The organism is Phycisphaerales bacterium (assembly GCA_016716475.1).
GTDB lineage: Bacteria > Planctomycetota > Phycisphaerae > UBA1845 > Fen-1342 > JADJWG01.
In genome coordinates, this window is sequence record JADJWG010000001.1 from 1,317,872 (window position 1) to 1,337,630 (window position 19,759).

18 protein-coding genes, 1 tRNA gene and 2 pseudogenes are annotated in these 19,759 nt (G+C 63.9%); 8 read left to right on the top strand and 13 right to left on the bottom strand.

Features of this window, described 5'->3' with window-relative positions:
* Positions 1-16: 16 nt before the first annotated feature.
* Positions 17-1,042 carry an FAD:protein FMN transferase gene (locus IPM18_05425; protein MBK9119032.1) on the bottom strand — a complete coding sequence of 342 codons (1,026 nt, stop codon included), beginning with the start codon at positions 1,040-1,042 and terminating at the stop codon, positions 17-19.
* A 216-nt stretch (positions 1,043-1,258) separates the two neighbouring features.
* Between IPM18_05425 and IPM18_05430 the strand changes: the two genes are divergently transcribed.
* From IPM18_05430 to IPM18_05440, 3 genes are all read left to right on the top strand, one after another.
* Positions 1,259-2,143 carry a putative Ig domain-containing protein gene (locus IPM18_05430; GenBank protein ID MBK9119033.1) on the top strand — a complete coding sequence of 295 codons (885 nt, stop codon included), beginning with the start codon at positions 1,259-1,261 and terminating at the stop codon, positions 2,141-2,143.
* A gap of 71 nt (positions 2,144-2,214) precedes the next feature.
* Positions 2,215-2,925, top strand: coding sequence for a hypothetical protein (locus IPM18_05435; GenBank protein MBK9119034.1), 711 nt, complete (start codon positions 2,215-2,217; stop codon positions 2,923-2,925).
* A gap of 249 nt (positions 2,926-3,174) precedes the next feature.
* A complete protein-coding gene (locus tag IPM18_05440) occupies positions 3,175-4,119 on the top strand; it encodes a TIGR01777 family protein (GenBank protein ID MBK9119035.1) in 945 nt (314 codons plus the stop codon).
* Between the two features lie 35 nt (positions 4,120-4,154).
* Here IPM18_05440 and IPM18_05445 read toward each other — a convergent pair whose 3' ends face one another.
* The 3 genes from IPM18_05445 to IPM18_05455 all read right to left on the bottom strand — a co-directional run bounded on the left by IPM18_05445 (position 4,155) and on the right by IPM18_05455 (position 6,176).
* A complete protein-coding gene (locus IPM18_05445; protein MBK9119036.1) occupies positions 4,155-4,847 on the bottom strand; it encodes a DNA alkylation repair protein in 693 nt (230 codons plus the stop codon).
* A 162-nt stretch (positions 4,848-5,009) separates the two neighbouring features.
* A complete protein-coding gene (locus IPM18_05450; GenBank protein ID MBK9119037.1) occupies positions 5,010-5,510 on the bottom strand; it encodes a sigma-70 family RNA polymerase sigma factor in 501 nt (166 codons plus the stop codon).
* A 72-nt stretch (positions 5,511-5,582) separates the two neighbouring features.
* Positions 5,583-6,176: a DUF2703 domain-containing protein gene (locus IPM18_05455; GenBank protein ID MBK9119038.1), complete on the bottom strand. Its 594-nt coding sequence runs from the start codon at positions 6,174-6,176 to the stop codon at positions 5,583-5,585.
* A gap of 231 nt (positions 6,177-6,407) precedes the next feature.
* Between IPM18_05455 and IPM18_05460 the strand changes: the two genes are divergently transcribed.
* The gene (locus IPM18_05460; protein ID MBK9119039.1) at positions 6,408-6,851 is read left to right on the top strand and encodes a hypothetical protein; all 444 of its coding nucleotides are present in this window, start codon (positions 6,408-6,410) and stop codon (positions 6,849-6,851) included.
* A gap of 1,289 nt (positions 6,852-8,140) precedes the next feature.
* Here the strand turns inward: IPM18_05460 and IPM18_05465 are convergent.
* From IPM18_05465 to IPM18_05485, 5 genes are all read right to left on the bottom strand, one after another.
* Positions 8,141-9,736, bottom strand: a complete 1,596-nt coding sequence (locus IPM18_05465) for a hypothetical protein (GenBank protein MBK9119040.1) — start codon at positions 9,734-9,736, stop codon at positions 8,141-8,143.
* A 645-nt stretch (positions 9,737-10,381) separates the two neighbouring features.
* Positions 10,382-10,585: a hypothetical protein gene (locus IPM18_05470; GenBank protein ID MBK9119041.1), complete on the bottom strand. Its 204-nt coding sequence runs from the start codon at positions 10,583-10,585 to the stop codon at positions 10,382-10,384.
* A 247-nt stretch (positions 10,586-10,832) separates the two neighbouring features.
* Complete coding sequence (locus IPM18_05475; protein MBK9119042.1) at positions 10,833-11,162, bottom strand: transposase; 330 nt, start codon at positions 11,160-11,162, stop codon at positions 10,833-10,835.
* Positions 11,163-11,381: 219 nt separating this feature from the next.
* A complete protein-coding gene (locus IPM18_05480) occupies positions 11,382-11,606 on the bottom strand; it encodes a transposase (GenBank protein MBK9119043.1) in 225 nt (74 codons plus the stop codon).
* A 16-nt stretch (positions 11,607-11,622) separates the two neighbouring features.
* On the bottom strand, positions 11,623-12,993 hold the full coding sequence (locus IPM18_05485; GenBank protein ID MBK9119044.1) for a hypothetical protein: 1,371 nt from the start codon (positions 12,991-12,993) through the stop codon (positions 11,623-11,625).
* Positions 12,994-13,860: 867 nt separating this feature from the next.
* Here IPM18_05485 and IPM18_05490 point away from each other — a divergent pair.
* From IPM18_05490 to IPM18_05500, 3 genes and pseudogenes are all read left to right on the top strand, one after another.
* A pseudogene (locus IPM18_05490) lies at positions 13,861-14,049 on the top strand (transposase).
* A 172-nt stretch (positions 14,050-14,221) separates the two neighbouring features.
* Positions 14,222-14,635 carry an IS5 family transposase gene (locus IPM18_05495; GenBank protein ID MBK9119045.1) on the top strand — a complete coding sequence of 138 codons (414 nt, stop codon included), beginning with the start codon at positions 14,222-14,224 and terminating at the stop codon, positions 14,633-14,635.
* Positions 14,636-15,481: 846 nt separating this feature from the next.
* Positions 15,482-16,725: pseudogene (locus IPM18_05500) on the top strand (ISL3 family transposase).
* Here the strand turns inward: IPM18_05500 and IPM18_05505 are convergent.
* Positions 16,704-17,588, bottom strand: coding sequence for an RHS repeat-associated core domain-containing protein (locus IPM18_05505; protein MBK9119046.1), 885 nt, complete (start codon positions 17,586-17,588; stop codon positions 16,704-16,706). The pseudogene IPM18_05500 and the gene IPM18_05505 sit on opposite strands and share 22 nt — an antisense overlap.
* Before the next feature lie 65 nt (positions 17,589-17,653).
* Between IPM18_05505 and IPM18_05510 the strand changes: the two genes are divergently transcribed.
* A complete protein-coding gene (locus IPM18_05510; protein MBK9119047.1) occupies positions 17,654-17,851 on the top strand; it encodes a hypothetical protein in 198 nt (65 codons plus the stop codon).
* On the opposite strand, the gene IPM18_05515 is transcribed toward IPM18_05510, so the two are convergent.
* From IPM18_05515 to IPM18_05525, 3 genes are all read right to left on the bottom strand, one after another.
* Positions 17,833-17,906 (bottom strand) — tRNA-Pro (locus tag IPM18_05515). The genes IPM18_05510 and IPM18_05515 overlap by 19 nt on opposite strands.
* A 47-nt stretch (positions 17,907-17,953) precedes the next feature.
* Entirely contained in the window at positions 17,954-19,180 is a 1,227-nt protein-coding gene (locus IPM18_05520; GenBank protein MBK9119048.1) for a saccharopine dehydrogenase NADP-binding domain-containing protein, read from the bottom strand.
* Positions 19,177-19,737: a cob(I)yrinic acid a,c-diamide adenosyltransferase gene (locus IPM18_05525; GenBank protein MBK9119049.1), complete on the bottom strand. Its 561-nt coding sequence runs from the start codon at positions 19,735-19,737 to the stop codon at positions 19,177-19,179. The genes IPM18_05520 and IPM18_05525 overlap by 4 nt, the downstream gene beginning before the upstream one ends.
* Between the last annotated feature and the right edge of the window lie 22 nt (positions 19,738-19,759).

The window sequence follows — 19,759 nt, forward strand, 5'->3', positions numbered from 1 at the left end:
CAGCCGGTGGCTGTGGTCATTTCACCTGGAGAAATTGCGCAAAGCCCTGCGTCTGCTCGGTCCGTACTTCGTCGCCGGTGCGTACAAACCACAAAACCTCGAGCTCGGGTGCGTGCGGTTGACGCAGCAGTTCCTGTCCTTCCTCAACACTCATGACGCTGAGCACGGTGGCCCACGCATCGGCCGTGAGACCATCCTTCGCGATCACCGTCACGCTGGGAGACTGCGCCGCGGGCTGTCCGCTGCGCGGGTCGATGATGTGCGAATAACGCTCGCCGGCAATCTCGATGAAGCGCTCCTGCACCCCGGACGTCGCGACGGCGCGATCCTGCACCGCGAGCGTGAGGAGCACTTCACGCCCGGGCGCGAATGGATCGCGCACACCGATGCGCCATGGCTCGCCGTTGGCCTGCGACCCGAAGGCCAACACATCGCCTCCAATGTCCACAAGACCGCCGGTCGCGCCGGCAGCACGCATTGCATCGGCAGCGAGATCAAGGGCGTAGCCCTTTGCAATACCGCCAAGGTCGATCTGCAAGCCCGCCACGAGTGGTCGCACGGCACGAGTGGCCGGATCCAACGTGAGTTTCTGCCAACCGACCCGGGCGCGCGCGGCGGACAGGGCATCTTCACCGGGCCACTGCTGGGTTTTACCCGCCTCGCGCCACAACCAGACAAGCGGCCGGCAGGTAATGTCGAATGCCCCACCGCTTTGCTCGGAGACCTTCCGAGCCTCGTAGAGGCAGAAGAACGTCAGTGGGGATACGACCAGTGACTCTTCGGCGGCAAGGCGATTGATGCGGCCGACCTCGCTCTCAGCGATGTAGTCGCTCATCAGGGCGTTGACTTGCTCAATGAGTGCATAGCCGGCACTCACGGCGGCCCGTGCGCGCGTCGCACCCAGGGCGATGGCGGTCACACGGGCCTCGGTACCCATGACGAGTTGGGCATGCGTGTGCTTCGTGGGGACATCACGACTGCAGCCCGAAAGAAACAGGGTCGCGCTCAGAGCGCCCCAGGCAAGCGATGTTCTGGTGTACATGTCGCGGATGATACCACTCGGTGCGGACCGGGTAGACCCCCTGCGAAGGATCGGAATCCCACCGCTGGCACACGCACGGACACCTCGCAACCTCCGCGACAGAGTTATAATGAGCGCGCCAGCCGGGTGCGAACCACTCTGCTGCGGTGGTGCGCCCTGCGGAAGCGGTCGGGCTGCACCGTAGCACACCCGGCCCGAACACACCGGAGGTTGCTCTTGATACCACGAAGTTCCTTCCGTTTCGGATTGGCGACAACGGCAGGGATGATTCTCCTGCTGGGCACGGCAAGCTGTACTGGTCCGCTGCTGTCGCTGCTGCCGGAGGAGCTCCCCCAGGGCGTGCAGGGTCAGAACTACAGCGTGACGCTGCAAACAGATGTCGCGCAGGATACCTGGCGGCTGGTGGAAGGCACGCTGCCACCGGGGATGACACTGAACGCTGCAACCGGTACGCTCGCCGGACGACCGACCACCCCTGGTTTCTACGACTTCACCCTCGCAGCGAGCAGCCGCGGCTTGCCTGCCCGCAGCGGAACGCGAGCTTATACGCTCGTCGTGATTCCGCGACTCGAGGTCGCACTCGTGCTGCCGATCGCACGCGTGGGGGTGCCGTACGAAGCGCTGCCTACGATCGTGGGCGGCGTACCCGGCTACACCGTGCAGGTGGTGGGCCTGCCGGCCGGGCTCGACTTCGACCGCACCACCGGTCGCATCTTCGGGACGCCCGTCAACGGCGACATCGGCCGACGGATTGAAGTACAAGTGGGCGATGCGGGTACACCGGCACAGAGCACCACCGCGTCGGCGACGCTCGTTGTGAAGCCACCGGGCGTGGTCATCGTGACGGCGGTGCTGCCGGCAGCCACGATCGGGCAGGCCTACAGCACGTTTCTCGCGGCCTCGGACGGCCGGCCTCCGTACCAGTGGCGGATCAGTGGCGGCGTCCTGCCGGATGGTCTGCGGCTCGAACTGGCGACGGGTGAAATTCGCGGTACGCCGACGACGGCGGCCGTGTCCAGCACGATTGAAGTCACCGTGACCGACGCCGACAACCCGGCCTCGACGGCCACGGCCGAACTTACGATCAGCATCGCACCCTGAGGCGCGGACGTCGTGCCGCCGCCCGGACGCCGCCGCATACGGTCATACGAATCTCGCACGGAGATACAACCATGCTTCGTCGTTTCGCCTTGCTCGGCTGCGTGGCGCTCGCCGGACTGCTCGCCGCCTGCACCATTACGATCGGCCCCGCCGATCCGGATACGCCACGGCCTGGTGGCACCGTGCAGACGACGCTCGATCGCGCCCGGGCGGACATCGTCATCGCGGAAATTGTCGGCGCGGCGGCCGTAAACGTCAGTGCGACGCTGGTGGATGCGAGCGGCCGCACACTGCAACTGCGCAGCAATCAAGTCGTCGAAATCAACGCCCTGGAACTGGTCGGCCCGAACAGTGCTCGACTGTTCACGACGACTGTGCCGGTTGCGGCGGCGTACACGGTCACCGTGCGTGAACCGACGCGCGGGGTCGAACAGACGACGGTCGCGGGGCCCGGCCCCTTTGAGATCACGGCGCCGGGACAGGGTGGACCGGCCTCGCTCTCCGGCTTCACCGTCACCTGGACCGGTGCCGACCCAGGTCAGCAGGTCGAACTCCGGCTGTCCCAGACGGTCTTCGGCGTGCCGGTGTCGCGTGCGTTCGGCCCGTTCGAAGACGGGGGCAGTGTGACCTTCAGCGCCGCCGATCTGGCCGTGTTCGCACAGGGTGCCGACTTGTTCATCGAGGTCACGAAGCTGGTTCGGGCGGACGGGCTGCGCGGCTTCAGCAGCGGCAAGATCACGATCGGTCGCACGGCCACGCGGATTGCAGTTCCGCGGCCATAGCCGCCCGTGGCAGGAGAACGGAGCGCCGCGCGGTGCGTAATGCTCAACCTGGCCGCCTCGAAGAGGCACAGCCGGACGATGCGTTTTATCCACAGTCCGCGTCCACCTCCAGGTCCGCGTTGATCGCATCCGCTTCCGCGTCGGGCAGGTCAGCCCCCTCAAGTCGTATGCCGAGCGCGGGTGCGATCGCAACCAGCTCGTCTCGGAGGCGGTAGCTGGAAGACCTTCGAGTAATTATTGTTCCCGGCCATGACCGACGTAGCGGCACCTGTCATCATCGCGGGCGGTAGCGGGTTCCTGGGCGTGTCCCTGGCGAACCACCTCCGCGCCTGTGGCATGCCCGTCGTCATCCTGTCGCGCACGCGGCCGCGGCCGCAGGGGGCATGGCGGCACGTATCGTGGGATGCGCGCACGCTCGGGGCTTGGGCAAGTGTGCTGGACGGCGCCGGAGCCCTCGTGAACCTCGTCGGGCGCTCGGTCGATTGTGTGAAGACGCCGGACCACCAGGATGAGATTCTCCGGTCACGTGTCGAAGCCACGCAGGTTCTCGGGCGGGCGGTCCGCGCGGTCGGTTCGCCGCCAAAGACCTGGGTACAGATGAGCACGGCGCACATCTACGGTGATCCCTCCAGCGTGGTCTGTACCGAGGATTCACCGTTCGGATATGGGCTGGCGCCGTTCGTGGGGCGGGCCTGGGAAGACGCGTTCGACGCCGGCGCGCTCCCGGGGCAGCGCCGGGTCATCCTGCGCACGAGCTTCGTGATCGGCCGCGACCGCGGCGCGGGCGGAGGCGCGCTCAGGCGGCTCCGCACGCTGGCCCGCTTCGGCCTCGGCGGCCGGGTGGGCTCGGGTCGTCAGGGCATGAGCTGGATCCACGAGGCCGACATGAACCGCATCTTCGAGCGCGCGATTCGCGACGAGCGCATGCACGGCGCGTACATCGCATCCGCGCCCCACCCGGTCTCACAGGCCGAGTTCATGCGCACGCTGCGGCGCGCAATGCGGATGCCGATCGGTCTGCCGGCTTTCGAGTGGATGGTCCGCCTCGGGGCTCCACTGGTCATGCGCACGGACCCGGAGCTGGCGCTGTACGGCCGCTACGTCGTGCCGGATCGGCTGGTCCAAGAGGGCTTCGAATTCCGGTTCCCGCGGCTGGATGCGGCGCTGGCCGAGCTGCTGGGGCCCGCCGGGTGAGCAGCGCGCCACAGCGGGGAGACTAGCGCCCCATCTCACCCCTTCCGCTGCACCATCGCCGCCACCCACACCGGCACGTACGGCGGCGTGCAGCCCTTCGACACCGGCCAGTCCTTGTACAGGCCGATCTTCTCGCCGATGGCGACCGCGCGCTTGCGATGCGCGGCGTGGTGGATGCCGATCGCCCCGAGCGTGTTGTTCATCGTCCATCGTACCTCCGGCGCGGCCGTCGGCATTTCCTTCTCGATGCGATCGAGCAGCGCGGCCAGGTCGAGGCCGTCAGCGTCCTTGCTCACGCGGCTGGCGGTGAGATGCCAGCCCGCGCGGGCGGCCCAGCCGTCCTTGTCCTTCAGCCACTTCACGCGCAGCGCCTCCTTCTCGGCGGGGGGCTGCTCCTTGACAATGTACGACATCAGCCACTCCGCCACCCACCCGAAGCGGGCCGCGCGCACCATCTGGTCCAGCTCCTGCGCCGACAGCTCCTTCGGCTTCATGATGAGGATCGCCAGCATCTGCGCATCGCCGTGGCCGGTCCGCCACAACTGCAGCGCAAGTTCGTGATCGGTCTTGAGCTTCTTCGCGAGCTTGCGGAGGTCGCCGGTCTTGACGCCAAACTGCTTGTCGAGCGGGACGCCGGGGATCCCATCGGGTCCGACCTTGGCGTTGTACTTGCGGCGGGCTTCGTCGCCGAGCGACTCGAGTTGTGCGAGGACTTCCTGGACGGTCATGGTGGGGATCCTCCCGAAAGGTTGACTCATTCCTGCGTTCGATCATTCGGGCGGCGACGGCAGGTTGGACTGCCCGGAGACGCCCTAGCGGTCCTGGTTGAAAACGATTCGGCGCTCGGCTTGGGGCTCAGGATACTCGAGTGCAGAGTGACCTCAAGTCCCTCAAAGTCTACCGCAATCACCGTAGGGGCACAGACGATCCGGCTTGCGCTGGTAGTCAGCGGGCTGGCCGGCCCGGTCGCGTTCGATCGTGCAACAGGCCTCCAGCGCGGCTCGCAAGCGTTGCCGGGCACGCTGCACGCGCGACTTGAGCCCGGACAGCGACAGCCCGGCTTCGCGCGCCAGATCGGCTTGCGATTCGCCGCGCATGTCTACGCGTTGCAAGAGGATGCGCTCATCATGGCTAAGCACATCGAGCATGGGCTCCATGCAACGCGCGAGGTCGCTGGAGACCGCTGGATCATCCGGGAGATCGACAGGCGGCCCGTCGCGCATCTTGGCGGAATCGCGGCAGGACACGGCGCGCGACCGGTCGATGATTACCCGCCGTGCCACGGTGAACATCCAGGCATAGACAGATGCCGAGTGGATGGACTCATCGTGCTCGACGAGCTTGGTGAGCACATCCTGTACGATGTCCTCGGCATCATGCTCCGAACGCACCCGCCTCCGGACAAATGTCCGGAAGCGGGTGAGAAACTCAGCCGATAATGTCGCGGTGTTCGTGCTCACAACTCAACCCTTGCACCCACAAACCTCTTGCTTCGCACCCGCGCCGCAGCACTCCCCCCGCACGCTCTCATCGCAGCACATGGTGCGATCGCAGCAATCCTTGTCCGCCTGTGCGGCTTTCACCGTTGCGGCCTCGAAAAACCTGCGGAGATTGTCGGGCAATCGAAAGGTCTTGGCCTGCGGCACGGGCTCCCATGCTTGACTGTAGGCACGCAGAATGGCATCCACGATCAATGCTTGGGGCGCTTCCGTGTATTCCCGGCCCTGCCAGACCCACACGCGGCAATCGACCTGGCCCTCGCAACCGCAGATGTCCCCACAATCGCCGCAGTTGCTCTCACGGTATTCCAACGCGATATCGCGTCCGTTGATTCGGATCGTGGGAGAGGATTCGAAGCGGAGTTGTTCCGCCTGTTGGGCCGACGTAACGACCGTCTTGTGAATCTCCACCTCGACATTGGCTTCGCGGAGCACAGCGGCGCAGATCTCGATCGCGGAATCGAGGTTCGCGCCGGTGCCGGTGCAGCGGCCGCAGGCCTGGAGATCAAGCGCGAGCAGTTCGATGGTGAGTTTGCGGGAGGCGGTTTCAATGTTCATGGTGCCCTTCCTTTCCAGGTGACCCGCGCTGCAGCCGCAGAGAGCCAGCAACGCGAAGAAGCTCAGTGATCGCATCCATAACTCCTTGACACCACTCAAGACGGACGAGCACGCGGTTGGACGCAGGCAATCCGTCATTCCGCGATGAATTGAATCGTGGATCGATAAGAATCGGGAAGCGCGGGCCTTGCGGCCTCCGCCTCCCACACCCCCGTACGTACGGTCCCATATATGGATCGTGTGCTCCCAGAACCGCCGTTGCCACACCTCCCGCCCGCGCCGCCGCGGCCGCAGAGCGAATGCGACAGCGAGGTTATCGCGCTGCTGCTGGCCCGCGGCCGGGGCACGATCACGCGCCGCGCCGTCTGGGCGGCCGACCAGGTCGCGGGCGACCTGGCGCTGCTGGGCGTCTGGCGCCGGCCGGACCGGCTGCTGGTCGTCCGCCGCGGCAAGCCGCTGCACGTCGGCCAGGGAGCCGATGGCTACTACTTCGCCAGTCTGCCGGATGAGCTGCCCGGCCGGGTGCGGCCGATCAGCGACCCCAGCGCGCGCGTGCTGGTCTGCACCGCGGACGAATTGCAACTCGAGCAGTCGCCGCTCGCTGTGGCTGGCGGCGGCCGGAACGTAGCGTTCTGGGCTGCTACCTCCCGGGTGCCGCCTACGGCCGTGGGCTGAGGCCTCCGATCGCGCTCCTGTCCCCGGATCGCCGCGGACGGGGCATGCGCCGCTGGCGTAAACCGCACCTCAGCGCAGTCCGTAGCACCCCGCAACTTCCGCCGCCAGGCGTAGAACGAGGACTGCGAGTCGGCAAAAAGCGTCTCCCGGCGATACGTGACCAGCGTCAGGAAAAACGTGCCGCCGGGTTGCAACATCCGTCGATATTCGGACATCACTCCCTTGTACCTCGTTGCGGCTGAATGGTGGGCAGCGGAGTACCGCCGCCCACCATTCTACCTGGCTCAAACAGCCCGGCCGCCCTTCGGACTCTTCGGCCGATCCGGAATCCTGTCCGCCAGCCAATCCAATTGCTCATCCGTGAGTGTCAACATGCATCATTGTACAAAGTCAACAAGTGTCCCGGTTTTGAGATAGCCTCATGGCATTCCACCCTACCCGGCTCACGTAGCAGAATCTACTTTTCACTGATCATAATACTCCATGGCTCCTGTACACCCCATCTGGCAACTTCGGCAACATCCTCGTCGGCACGGTACTCAAATCCGAAGGAACCCATAATAAACCCACCTGTGAAGAAGGTTATCCGACGTGGCTGGCCCCAGACACGGATCCCGCGCACAGGATACAAACCGATTCTACGAAGCCCCCAGTCATACTGCTGGGGTCCGCTTGCGGCACCGGGCGACTGCACCAGATCATTCACGTAGCTTTCGAACGCACGACGACTGAGCTCGAACCGGCTATTCAGTAGCCAACTATTCGTAACCGCTACCGCCAGCGTTAGTGCGCACACTGGCGCAACACACCAAGTCCACAGAACAGCGACACCGTTGGCATGGACGCGCGGCTGATCCTTCTGGATGCGCGACGCTCCATTCGTTCCGCCTTCGCAGATGCAAGGGTTCCCGTCTGGCACGCCCTTGGCCCGCTCCGTTTGGCCAGCACGCAGTCTCCGACGAAGCCTTAGCATCCATGCGGTAACGCTCGTCAGAAGCCCGAGTGGAATAATCAGCGTGAGCATGGGCGAAAGAGGGTATACTCCCCAACCTAGCGCGAACAGGCCGCCTGGACTACTAAATGCATCGAGCAGAAGGACGGTGCTAAGTGCGCAGACGAGGCACTCTACCACCGTCGGCGGCGCGCCTTGCTGCCGGCCCCTCGTACGACTCTCACGTTCATCTTCGCCATGAAACATCGATCGATCCTGCCTCTCCACACACCTCCCCACACTGGCGCTTCGCACGTAGCCTCCAGGGAGAATGCGGCGGCAGCATTACTCCGATGACTCACTCTGTTATGCTGAGGGTCAAGCGGCCAACATGGCCCCACAGAGTCCCACTGTACTTCGTGCGACAAGGTGTGCAACCCGAAACCCTGGTGCTTTCGATGAGAAAGAGGTTCCAATCCCAGCCTGCTCTGATCATCCGCTCCCGGGCGACCGTGGGATCCAACCAGCCAGGCCGTTTGTATTGGCATTCTGTTTCTGCAATCCTGTGTATCGTGGTAAGTCTCCATCCTTGCATTAGAGAAATACTACCCCGAAGTGTAATATCATCGTTGATATCATGGATGCCCATGGCAACACGCAATATTGGATCCTTGACATTTAGGCTATCGGCGCATTTCCGGCGCATCCGACCCCACAGCAAGTAATTCAGCTCGGATGTCCAATAGCACCCGCCTCGATACGTAACTGTGCCCTCACACTGCCCTGCACCACATGTTCCGGCGCGGAAGCCAGCCAAAGCCAGCGAGTCACCGCTCCCCGCGGCATAGAACTCATGAATATCCCAGCCGCGCGCAGGATCTAGCATTTTTGAATGGCACAGGACATACTGCTGTTGTGGCTGAAGCGCGTTAAAGGCCCATTCAAGGCGGGCAAGCAGCTTGTCCAATTTTCGAGTGACATCGACGCCACACGCGCATTCGCTGCTTAGGCCCAGCCCGTCGAAGAGTTGCCCAGGACGGTTACCGACGTACGCGTAGAGATTCATCCCCCCCTCCTCCTCAATCGGGTCCCTCGACACCCACCGTCCCAGCGCGGGCGAGTAGTAGCGATAGCCCCAGTACCCCAGCCCGGTTTCGTCGTCCCACTGCTTCGTGCTGAAGCGCCAGGCGTTCTCGGAAGCGTACGCGCCCTCGGCCTTCGTCACGCCGCCGTAGGGGTCGTACTCGTAGTGGGCCACGACGGCGCCGGCCGGGTCGGATGCCGTATGCGACCAGTCCACCACCTGCCCCACGTTGCCGTTCGCGTCGTACAGGTAGACGTAATCCACGGGATCGTCGGGCTCGGGCGCGCCGCTCACGTCGTACTTCCGCACGGCCAACAGCCCGCCGATCGTCCCGGCCTGCTCCAGCGAGTTCACGGCGCCATTCAGACCCGCGAGGTCCAACCCCCAGGTGAACTTGCGGATCACATCCTCAGGGCCGCCCGCGGGCACGTCGATCTCCAGCAGCATCCGCCAGCCCGACCACAGGAACTTCCGGTCCAGCGACGGCGCACTCGCCCAGTTGCTCGTCTGCTCATCCCACGGCGTCACGGTCTTCCGCACCCGCCGCCAAGCCGAATCATACCCGAAATCCACCCGGCTCATCCCGGCCGCCTCCGTCCCCGCGACCGGCCGCACGCGGACCAGCCGGTTCTCGGCGTCCCAGTCGTAGGCGGTGGCCGGTCCGGTCCAGCCAGCCGTGATCGCCGCGATAAACATCGACTGGTCCGCGGTGGTCACGGTCCCGTCGCCGTTCAGATCGCCGTTGAGGGCCGGGCAGTCGAACGGCCAGGTCTCGGTGCCCGCGAAATACTTGATCGCCCGGATGAAGAGCGTCAGGTCGGCGAAGTTCACCACCCCGTCGCAGTTCATGTCGCCCGCCAGCGTCATCATGATCAGGTTGCCGTCGGCATCGCAATAATTCCGCGCCTAGCCGATCAATCCAAGGCTGTTTTGTTCCCACTCGCCAAACGACTGCCACCAACAACACGCCGCACGCCCCGCCATGCCGCACCTACAGCGACGCCAACACTATTATGAGGGCATGGTCTCATGATCTGATTCCATGATCACCAGCCGTGCGTTGACAGTGATGACCACACTCTGGGCATATTCCACTTACGTTTCCTGTAAGGTTGTATCCACACATTCGGCACGCACCAAGCCGCAGTTGATTCCTGGGCTTCAGCACAACCCAACCACAAATCAGTAGCAGTGGCACCGTGACCCACCAGATTGGAACACGCACGTACAGGATGCCAGACGTCCGGATTCTGATCCACTCCGGCATCCACGTGACCTTACGCCAGCTACGCGGCGTGACAAACACCGTATGGTCAATGGATGATTCCGCACGCGCGCTCTTGAACCAGAGGCGTACAGAGCACTCAGTCATTTCAATGTCAAAGCGCGGACAATAAAGACCCACCGTGACGAGATATGATGCCGTAGTGCCTAGGGCGCACGCAACGGCCACGGCGTATGCGCTCCAGGACGCAAATCGGCGATCAAGGACTAGCCCTGACGGCATAGCACAACCTACATTTCGGCATCGATACAGGAGTCGTCGACCGTTACATAGTCACCGGGCCCCTGCGCGCAGAAGTTCTCGACCGTAGGTTGGCGGCCTTGAAGCCATACATCTCCAAGTCTCTGGAGAGTATTGTCACCCTTCGGGTCGGCGACGGTATCCATGCAGCAGTGCTGTAACGCATTCTTCAACGCATCAGGCATCATTGCCATCCAGCTTATCTTCGCTTCACCAGTCTTCTTGTCCGGGCCGTAAAGTATTATCGCGACATCCGGAGCCGACGTGGCCCCACCTGAAACAAACGTCATATATGCTTCCATAGCGCTCGCTGCGTGCCGGACCACACCTCTGTTCGCTAAACTAGAGGTTACTCTCTGGAGTTCCGGGCATTTGCATCCTTCAAGTGTCATCCATTTTGCAAAGGCTGCCATTGGAAGCGTCTGATTGAGTAACAAGAGGCTATCTCAAAACCTCTGAAAGCAAGAGAAGCGTACAGGTCATATGCAAGAAGCCGCTGAACAGGCAGCTCGACTTCTCCCAACGGATGCAGAGCCGGCGGTAGTTCTGGATCCAGGAGATCGTCCGCTCCACCGTCCAGCGCCGCTTGGCGCTGCAGCGGCGGCGGTCCTGTGTCACATTCTCCGGCTTGCGGTTGCCGCGATGCGGCGCGATCATTTCCATGCCGCGCTGTGCGAGCTCTTCGTCGAGCTTGTCGCTGTCGTACGCCTTGTCGCCGATCACGCGCGGCGGCGTCTCGCGCGTCAGCACGAAGTCGAACAGCGCCTGCACGCAGCGGCTCGTGGGCGTCCGCCGGCGCGGTATCGATCGCCACCGGCAACCCGCGAGCATCGACCAGAACCATGATTTTCACGCCTTTTCCGAGGTGGCCGCGCCCGATCCCATCACCGCCGCCCCGGGCCTTGGCGAAGGTGCCGTCGATGAAGCATTCGTACACGCGGTACGCGCCGCGCCGTTCGACCAGGGCGTCCGGCGGCCCGCATGGCCTGCTCAAAGAGCCCTTCGCGCGTCCAGCCGCTGGAACCAACGGTGCACCGTGGCCCGCGCGCCGAACTCGCGCGGCAGGTCCTTCCACTTCGCGCCGTTGTCCAGCATCCAGAAGATGCCGCGCGTCCGCCGCTTGTCCGCGACGGGCCGTCCGCCCTTCGGACTCTTCGGCCGATCCGGAATCCTGTCCGCCAGCCAATCCAATTGCTCATTCGTGAGTGTCAACATGCATCATTGTACAAAGTCAACAGGTGTCCCGGTTTTGAGATAGCCTCAAGTCACCCAACACATCCACCTTTTGGTTCCGTCGAATGTCCGCACTAAGCGATTCAGTCTGTGCTAGATACGCTTGGTATGTGATGAGCCCTTTACGGAACTCATCGTGTGCTTTCCTGATCGTCGCGATGTCGTTCACAATAAGCTGGCGCGCCTCGTTGCGGGCCGCGCGAACCGCCAGGAATGGTGACACAAAGGTATTTTGCCACCAACTGATGCACTTTTGCATATCGAGACCAAGTGCATCAAACGCGAGCGAGGCAGCGTTGCCAATGTACCTATATACGTGACTATCCGCGCTCTCCCCAATCGGATCCCGCGACATCCACCTTCCCATGCTCGGCGAGTAGTAGCGGTAGCCCCAGTACCCCAGCCCGGTCTCGTCGTCCCACTGCTTCGTGCTGAAGCGCCAGGCGTTCTCGGACGCGTACGCGCCTTCGGCCTTGGTCACGCCGCCGTAGGGGTCGTACTCGTAGTGGGCCACAATGGCCGCGGACGCTTGACCGGCCGGCTTCGACCAGTCCACCACCTGCCCGACATTGCCCAGCGCGTCGTACAGGTAGACGTAATCCACCGGATCGGCCGGCGACGGCCCGCCGCTCAGGTCGTACTCCCGCACGGCCAGCAGCCCGCCGATGGTGCCCGCCGATTCGAGCGAGTTCACCGCCCCGCCCAAGCCCGCGAGGTCCAGACCCCAGGTGAACGACCGCAGCACGGCTTCCCCGCCGCTCGCCGGCACGTCCGTCTCCAGCAGCAGCCGCCAGCCGGACCAGAGGTACTTCCGGTCCAGCGACGGGGCACTCGCCCAATTGCTCGTCTGCTCGTCCCACGGCGTCACGGTCTTCCGCACCCGCCGCCAGGACGAATCATACACGAATTCGACCTTGCTGACACCCGCGGCCTCGGTCCCCGCGACCGGCCGCACTGTCACGAGCCGGTTCTCGGCATCCCAATCATAGGCGGTCGAAGGCCCGGTCCAACCGGCGTTGAGCGCCGCACTGTAGCCGTTAATGTCGGAAACCGTCACGACCCCGTCACCGTTGAAGTCGCCGTTGAGCGCGGGGCACTCGAAGGGCCACGTGTCGGTGCCGTTGAAATAACGAATGGCCCGCAGGAGCAGACCGGTGTCCGTGCTGTTGATCACCCCGTCGCAGTTCATGTCGCCCGCCAGCGTCATCATGATCAGGTTGCCGTCCGCATCATGATAGTACTTCGACTTGCCGGGCGCGCCGCCCGTGAGCATCGCAGTCTCGTACTGGTTCAGCGCGTTCGCCACGTACCCGGTCGCGAGCTGCACAAGCTGGCTCTGCTCGTCGCGGTACTGCCGCTCGTGCGTCACGCGGTTCCCGATCGGGTCATAGACGAAGCCCCAGATGTCGTCGCCGCGCTCCGAGGACGTCAGCTCGTTGCGGTCATTGTACCCGAAAGTCTGCGGGATCGGGGTCGCTTGATTTCACAATCACCGCACCGGATGCGATTCTCGCGACACCGCCACCTCGTCGGAAACCTGCCACCAGTGAAGAAGTACTCCATTGAGATCCCGCACCAAGAACTCCGCATTTACGTGCACCGGATCTCGTGGATCTATGAAGGGTTCTCGGTGAAGGGTGCTCAGAATAACGATATGCTCCGAATACTCAATTGGCGAGTACTCGCGGATCAACTCCGTACCCTGCCACAAGGACAAGGACAGAATCCGACACTCAAGTCTTATCGTGCGACACGCAGCTGGCGGAGGATTCCATTGCAGCGAGACGTCGAGACGATAACTACGAATGAGCCCACTCTCCGGATCGATTGCGTCATCACCATCAGAAGCGATCAAAAATGACCCCGTGCGATATGTCAGCCAGGAGTCTAGAAACCGCTCACGCAGCGCACTCTTGAGGTGTCCACCTTGATGTCGCCGCCATAGCTCATCGGCCGCTTCTGCGGAGCCTCGATTGACGTATCGCTGGAGGAGTGATTCCGAAGACATCAACCGGTGCGCTGCGGCGACTACGAGTGTGGGGCCCGACCTCATCGCTGCAGCTGCAACCACCAGCAAGGCAACGACTATAGTCAGGCATCGGAGCCGCCGCCACCACATGCGACCACGCGCATTTCTGTTGTCTGCATACCGAATCGTCATGACATCACAATGGCAATGACGTTGCCATGAGGCTATCTCAAAACCGGGACACCTGTTGACTTTGTACAATGATGCATGTTGACACTCACGAATGAGCAATTGGATTGGCTGGCGGACAGGATTCCGGATCGGCCGAAGAGTCCGAAGGGCGGCCGGCCCGTCGCGGACAAGCGGCGGACGCTGCGCGGCATCTTCTGGATGCTGGACAACGGCGCGAAGTGGAAGGACCTGCCGCGCGGTTCGGCGCGCGGGCCACGGTGCACCGTTGGTTCCAGCGCTGGACGCGCGAAGGGCTCTTTGAGCAGGCCATGCGGGCCGCCGGACGCCTGGTCGAACGGCGCGGCGCGTACCGCGTGTACGAATGCTTCATCGACGGCACCTTCGCCAAGGCCCGGGGCGGCGGTGATGGGATCGGCGCGGCCACCTCGGAAAAGGCGTGAAAATCATGGTTCTGGTCGATGCCCGCGGTTTGCCGGTGGCGATCGATACCGCGCAGGCGGACGCCCACGAGAGCCGCTGCGTGCAGGCGCTGTTCGACTTCGTGCTGACGCGCGAGACGCCGCCGCGCGTGATCGGCGACAAGGCGTACGACAGCGACAAGCTCGACGAAGAGCTCGCACAGCGCGGCATGGAAATGATCGCGCCGCATCGCGGCAACCGCAAGCCGGAGAATGTGACACAGGACCGCCCGGCCGCTGCAGCCAAGCGGCGCTGGACGGTGGAGCGGACGATCTCCTGGATCCAGAACTACCGTCGGCTCTGCATCCGTTGGGAGAAGTCGAGCTGCCTGTTCAGCGGCTTCTTGCATATGACCTGTACGCTTCTCTTGCTTTCAGAGGTTTTGAGATAGCCTCATGTTACAGCTTATGAACTTGGGCACGGTCAACCCCTCCCAGCAGTCTCTTGTCGCACGTGTATTCTATGCCTCGGTCTTCACGCCCTAGTTCAGACTCACTAACAGTGATCCCATCGCAACCACAGCAGATAGTGAAGAAATACGCCCATGTCGCCGTCGCGGCAACCTCCATGACATCGTCTGCCGAGATTGAGTATGCTGCTCCGATCGTCGGATACTTGCTTCCTGCGTTCCAACTTGCACCGACCGTAAGTCCGTGCTTGATCCTGCTACGCCTTTGCAGGAAATTTGCCTGGCCGTCAATTGTTGCGGTATAGCCCTCTTGGCCCCCCGGACACACCCGATTTCTTGACCCGTGCGTCGAGGCCTTGATCAGTTGCAGTCTCGCCTTCCGATTGACATTGTCGGTTCGCAGATTTCCTCCTGGGTTGATTACTCCGGGATACACAAGGCCCCGAGTGCGTTCATGACTGTATCGTGAGCGCAACGGGACGCCGTCCACTACGCCGCAGGCGCCGTGTTCTGTACACTGGCATTGTATTTCAATACGATGTTGCACGCAGAGAGACTCAATGTCAAGTTTAAAGGCTCCTCGCTGTTTTGTGTGGGTAAGACCGTGAGCTTGGTGACGTAAGTTGTGCGGGGTCTGGCGCTTTTCGATCGGGCGGCGGTCGGAGAGGATGCGGCGGATCAGGCGGCCGCAGCGGCATCCGATGGGGCTCCGCCCCAAACCCCGCCAGGGGCTCTGCCCCTGAACCCCGGCTTCTTTCCCTCCGGTGAGAAGGAAGCCGCCGGAAGTTCGCGGCCAGACTGCAAGGAAGCCGAGTGATGCGCGATCAGATGCAGGAGCTGTTCCGGGTGGCATTGGGGCTGGCCGAGCCGTGGGTCGTCAGCAAGATCGAGTTTTCCGGGGACCGGCAGCAGCTGGAACTCTGGCTGGACTTCCCTTCCGGCAGCCGCTTCGCTTGCCCGGAGTGCGGACGCGCCGGTTGCGGGGCCTACGACAGCACGGAGCGGACCTGGCGGCACCTGAACTTCTTTCAGCACAAGACGCTATTGCACGCCCGGCAACCGCGGGTCGAGTGTCCGGACCACGGGGTCAAGACGGTTGAAGTGCCGTGGTCGCGGCCGGGTTCGGGTTTTACGCTGCTGATGGAGGCGTTCATCCTGATGTTGGTGCAGGGCGGCATGACGCCGGCGCAGGTGGCCGTTCTGATCGGTGAGCACGACACGCGGGTGTGGCGGGTCTTGCAGCACTATGTCGAGCGGGCCCGCGCCGCGGCGGACTTCTCGCCGGTGACCGCCATCGGCGTGGACGAGACTTCCCGCCGGCGCGGCCACAACTACATCAGCGTGTTCATGGATTTGGGCAACGAGCCAAGCCGGGTGCTGTTCGCCACCGAAGGCAAGGATGCCCGGACCGTCGCGGCGTTCAAGCGCGACCTGGAGGCTCACGGCGGGCGGGCCGAGCAGATTGAGGAGCGCCTGCCCTGGACATGTCGGCGGCGTTCATCAACGGTCTGCGCGAGCAGTTCCCGGAGGCCCAACTGACCTTCGACAACTTCCACCTGATGAAGCTGCTGGGGGCTGCGGTCGATCAGGTCCGGCGTGAGGAACAGCGGACACACCCGGAACTCAAGGGCACGCGTTACGTCTGGTTGAAGAACGACTGGAACCGCACCGAGAAGCAGGCCCGCGTCTTTGACGAGTTGCGCTCCAGCAAGCTGGCGACCGTGCGGGCCACGCACATGAAGAGTGTCTTCCAGGATCTCTTCGCCTGCGACACCGTGGAAGAGGCTGAACCGCTGCTCAAGCAGTGGTACTTCTGGGCCACCCACAGCCGGATTCCGGCCATGATCAAGGCGGCCAAGACGATCAAGAAGCACTGGGCGGCGTGCTGCGGCTGGTTCACTTCGCGAATCAGTAACGGACCGCTGGAGGCGATCAACAGCCTGATCCAGTCGGCCAAGAGAAAAGCCCGCGGCTTCCGCTCGACCCACTACCTGATCACCATGGTCTACCTGATCGCCGGAAAACTCGACTTCAAGCTGCCGGCCATCGCTCAGGTTACCCACACAAAATAGCGAGGAGGCAGTTTAAACGGGTGTCTTAAATAGTAGTCGGGTGGGCGGGTGCTAGTCCGAGGGTCCGAGAAATCTAGGCGCACGCATACCCACCAAGATACTTCGTACCGTCCTTCACAGAGCCCTAACGGATCGACTTTGCTAGGCATTGCGTTATGAGTATATAGGTAGAGGCCGTAGCCGCCCTCCTCCTCAATCGGATCCCTCGACATCCACCTTCCCAAGCTCGGCGAGTAGTAGCGGTAGCCCCAGTACCCGAGCCCCGCCTCATCATCCCATTGCTTCGTGCTGAAGCGCCAGGCGTTCTCGGCGGCGTAGCTGCCCGCCGCCTTCGTCACGCCGCCGTAGGGGTCGTACTCGTAGTGGGCCACGATGGCGCCGGCCGGGTCGGATGCCGTATGCGACCAGTCCACCACCTGCCCCACGTTGCCGTTCGCGTCGTACAGGTAGACGTAGGCCACCGGATCGGCCGGCGACGGCCCGCCGCTGACGTCGTACTCCCGCACGGCCAGCAGGCCGCCGATGGTCCCGGCCTGCTCCAGCGAGTTCACCGCACCATTCAGACCCGCGAGGTCCAGGCCCCAAGTGAAACTCCGCAGCACGGCTTCCCCGCCGCTCGCCAGCACGTCCGTCTCCAGCAACAGCCGCCACCCGGACCATAGGTACTTCCGGTCCAGCGACGGCGCACTCGCCCAGTTGCTCGTGTTCGCATCCCACGGCGTCACGGTCTTCCGCACCCGCCGCCAAGCCGAATCATACCCGAAATCCACCCGACTCATCCCGGCCGCCTCCGTGCCCTCGATCGGCCGCACCGTCACGAGCCGGTTCTCGGCATCCCAATCGGACGACCTGAAGGGTGACATGGCCCGGGTCACCGAGGCCCTGGAGGGGGTCACGCGGTTGGACGAGGGGGCCACGGACCGAGCCCATGACCCTGTTCGAGTTTTCGCAGAACGCCGCGGAGGTTTGGCGCGGTTCAAACTCGGCCACGCGTCGCAAGATCCTCGACGCGGTGAGTTTGAACCGTACCCTGAGCGACGTAACTCTTTGTATACAAAAGAGAAAGCCCTTCGACGTGCTTGCCGAAGGGCCGTTTTCCGAGAAGACTCGGGGCGACAGGATTTGAACCTGCGACTTCCGGCACCCAAAGCCGGCGCTCTTCCGGGCTGAGCTACGCCCCGTGGCGTGCCACGTATTCTAACATGCTGAGGTGTTGCCTGCCCACGTTTCAACACCCGCCCATCCCTGCTCCACTTTCCGCTTCCCGCAGCGCAATGCGCAGGTCGTGCCCCGGCAACTCCGCCCAGTACACCGCCAGCGGCAGCGCCAACTCCAGCGGCCGCACCCCGGGCGCGATCATGCGACGCGCCTGCAGGTGCGCCACCAGCGCCGCTGGAAACGCCGTCGTACGCTCCATCGCCGAGAAGCCCGTGACCGGATCGTGCCGGTCGAGCAGATCGTACACCCGCACGACCGGTCGGCCCGCGCGGCGCCCGCGCACAATGCAGCGCAGCACCACCAAGTCCGGCACGTCGGGAAATGCCAGCACCCGCTCGCACAGCGCCAGCAGCACCACCCGCGGCACCACCCGCGCCCCATCCGGGAGCGCCACGGCCTCGGTTCCGAAGGCCCCCAGCTCAAAGAGCGCCCGCACGATTGCGAAGTGCCCGGGGTAGCGCACCGTCTTGTAATCGAAATTCCGCACGCGCCCCGCAAACGACTCCGCGCAGGTGCTGGTTCCGCCGCTGGTCACGGCGGCCTCACACCGTCCCAGCGGGGGCGGAAACTCCAGCTCCTCCAACTCCGTCAGGGCCGGCACCTGGCAGAATTCCCCGCCGCGCAGAAACTCTCCGCAGCCGCTGTACTCGTTGAGCAGCCCGTCGAAGTTGAACACCAGCTTGTAGCCCAGCGGTCCCACCGGCCGCTCCGGCAAACCCCCGCAGCGCACGTAAACGTCATCGACCTCCTCCAGGGCAGCGATCCCATGCGCCGCCAGGATGTTCCCGAGCCCTGGCGCGAGGCCGCAATCGGGCACCACGCTCACACCCGCCGCCGCCGCCGCCGCGTGTCGCCGCAGTTGCGCGCGCACGATCGCCGTGTTCCCGCCGAGATCACACAGCGAAACGCCCGCGGCGATCGTGGCATCCGTCAAGTCTTCGTTGAAGCGGTAGGGTACGGCCGACAGCGCGACATCGGCACCGCGCAGCAGGGGCACGACCTGGTCGGCGTCTGACACGTCGCACCCCACCGCCGTCAATTGGCAAGCCGTTCCAGGAACCAGCGCGTGCAGCCGCACGATCGCCCGCTCGGCCGCCGCCCGGTCCGTGTCCACCAGGGTCACCGCGGCGGCCTCACCGCGACACAGAAGGTCATAGGCGAGGGCCAGGCCCTGCCGCCCCGCCCCGAGCACGACGTAGCGATAGCGAGGATGATCCGCGGTAGCGACGGTACTCATGCGCGACTGTCCCACAGCGGCTCGGGTACGCCGCGCTGCTGATTCTGATAGCGGCTCATGACAAACAGCGTGTCGGAGAGGCGATTGAGATAGTGCAGCAGATCGGCGCCGACCGGCTCCTGGGCCGCCAACAGCCAGGCGTCTCGTTCCGCCCGTCGGCAGACCGTCCGCGCCACGTGCAGTGCCGCCGCGGCGGCATCTCCACCGGGCAGCACGAAATTCTGCAACGGCTCGAGCCCCTCACTCAGCCGATCCATGAGCGCTTCGAGCCCGGCGACGTGCCGTGATTCGAGGCGCGGTCCGGGGCGGGCCTGCGGACCCGGCGGCATGCACAACTCGGCGCCGGCGTGAAACAGCTCGTTCTGGATGGTGCGCAGCGGCGTAACCAGGGCCTCCTCGACACCACTCGTGAGCACCATTCCGATCTGGGCGTTCAACTCGTCCACCGAACCGTACGCGACGACGCGCGCCGCGGTCTTGGGGACCCGCGCGCCACTGCCCAGCATGGTCAGTCCGTCGTCGCCGGTCCGGGTATAGACCTTCGTAATCCGCGGCAAACTTCGCCTCCTTTGGCGCCCC

Excerpts from the sequence above, each read along its gene's own strand:
- IPM18_05505 (MBK9119046.1), bottom strand. The coding sequence starts at position 17,588 with ATGTCACCCTTCAGGTCGTCCGATTGGGATGCCGAGAACCGGCTCGTG.
- IPM18_05425 (MBK9119032.1), bottom strand. The coding sequence starts at position 1,042 with ATGTACACCAGAACATCGCTTGCCTGGGGCGCTCTGAGCGCGACCCTG.
- IPM18_05435 (MBK9119034.1), top strand. The coding sequence starts at position 2,215 with ATGCTTCGTCGTTTCGCCTTGCTCGGCTGCGTGGCGCTCGCCGGACTG.
- IPM18_05470 (MBK9119041.1), bottom strand. The coding sequence starts at position 10,585 with ATGGCAATGATGCCTGATGCGTTGAAGAATGCGTTACAGCACTGCTGC.
- IPM18_05480 (MBK9119043.1), bottom strand. The coding sequence starts at position 11,606 with ATGTTGACACTCACGAATGAGCAATTGGATTGGCTGGCGGACAGGATT.
- IPM18_05465 (MBK9119040.1), bottom strand. The coding sequence starts at position 9,736 with ATGATGACGCTGGCGGGCGACATGAACTGCGACGGGGTGGTGAACTTC.
- IPM18_05440 (MBK9119035.1), top strand. The coding sequence starts at position 3,175 with ATGACCGACGTAGCGGCACCTGTCATCATCGCGGGCGGTAGCGGGTTC.
- IPM18_05510 (MBK9119047.1), top strand. The coding sequence starts at position 17,654 with ATGACCCTGTTCGAGTTTTCGCAGAACGCCGCGGAGGTTTGGCGCGGT.
- IPM18_05520 (MBK9119048.1), bottom strand. The coding sequence starts at position 19,180 with ATGAGTACCGTCGCTACCGCGGATCATCCTCGCTATCGCTACGTCGTG.
- IPM18_05445 (MBK9119036.1), bottom strand. The coding sequence starts at position 4,847 with ATGACCGTCCAGGAAGTCCTCGCACAACTCGAGTCGCTCGGCGACGAA.
- IPM18_05455 (MBK9119038.1), bottom strand. The coding sequence starts at position 6,176 with ATGAACATTGAAACCGCCTCCCGCAAACTCACCATCGAACTGCTCGCG.
- IPM18_05460 (MBK9119039.1), top strand. The coding sequence starts at position 6,408 with ATGGATCGTGTGCTCCCAGAACCGCCGTTGCCACACCTCCCGCCCGCG.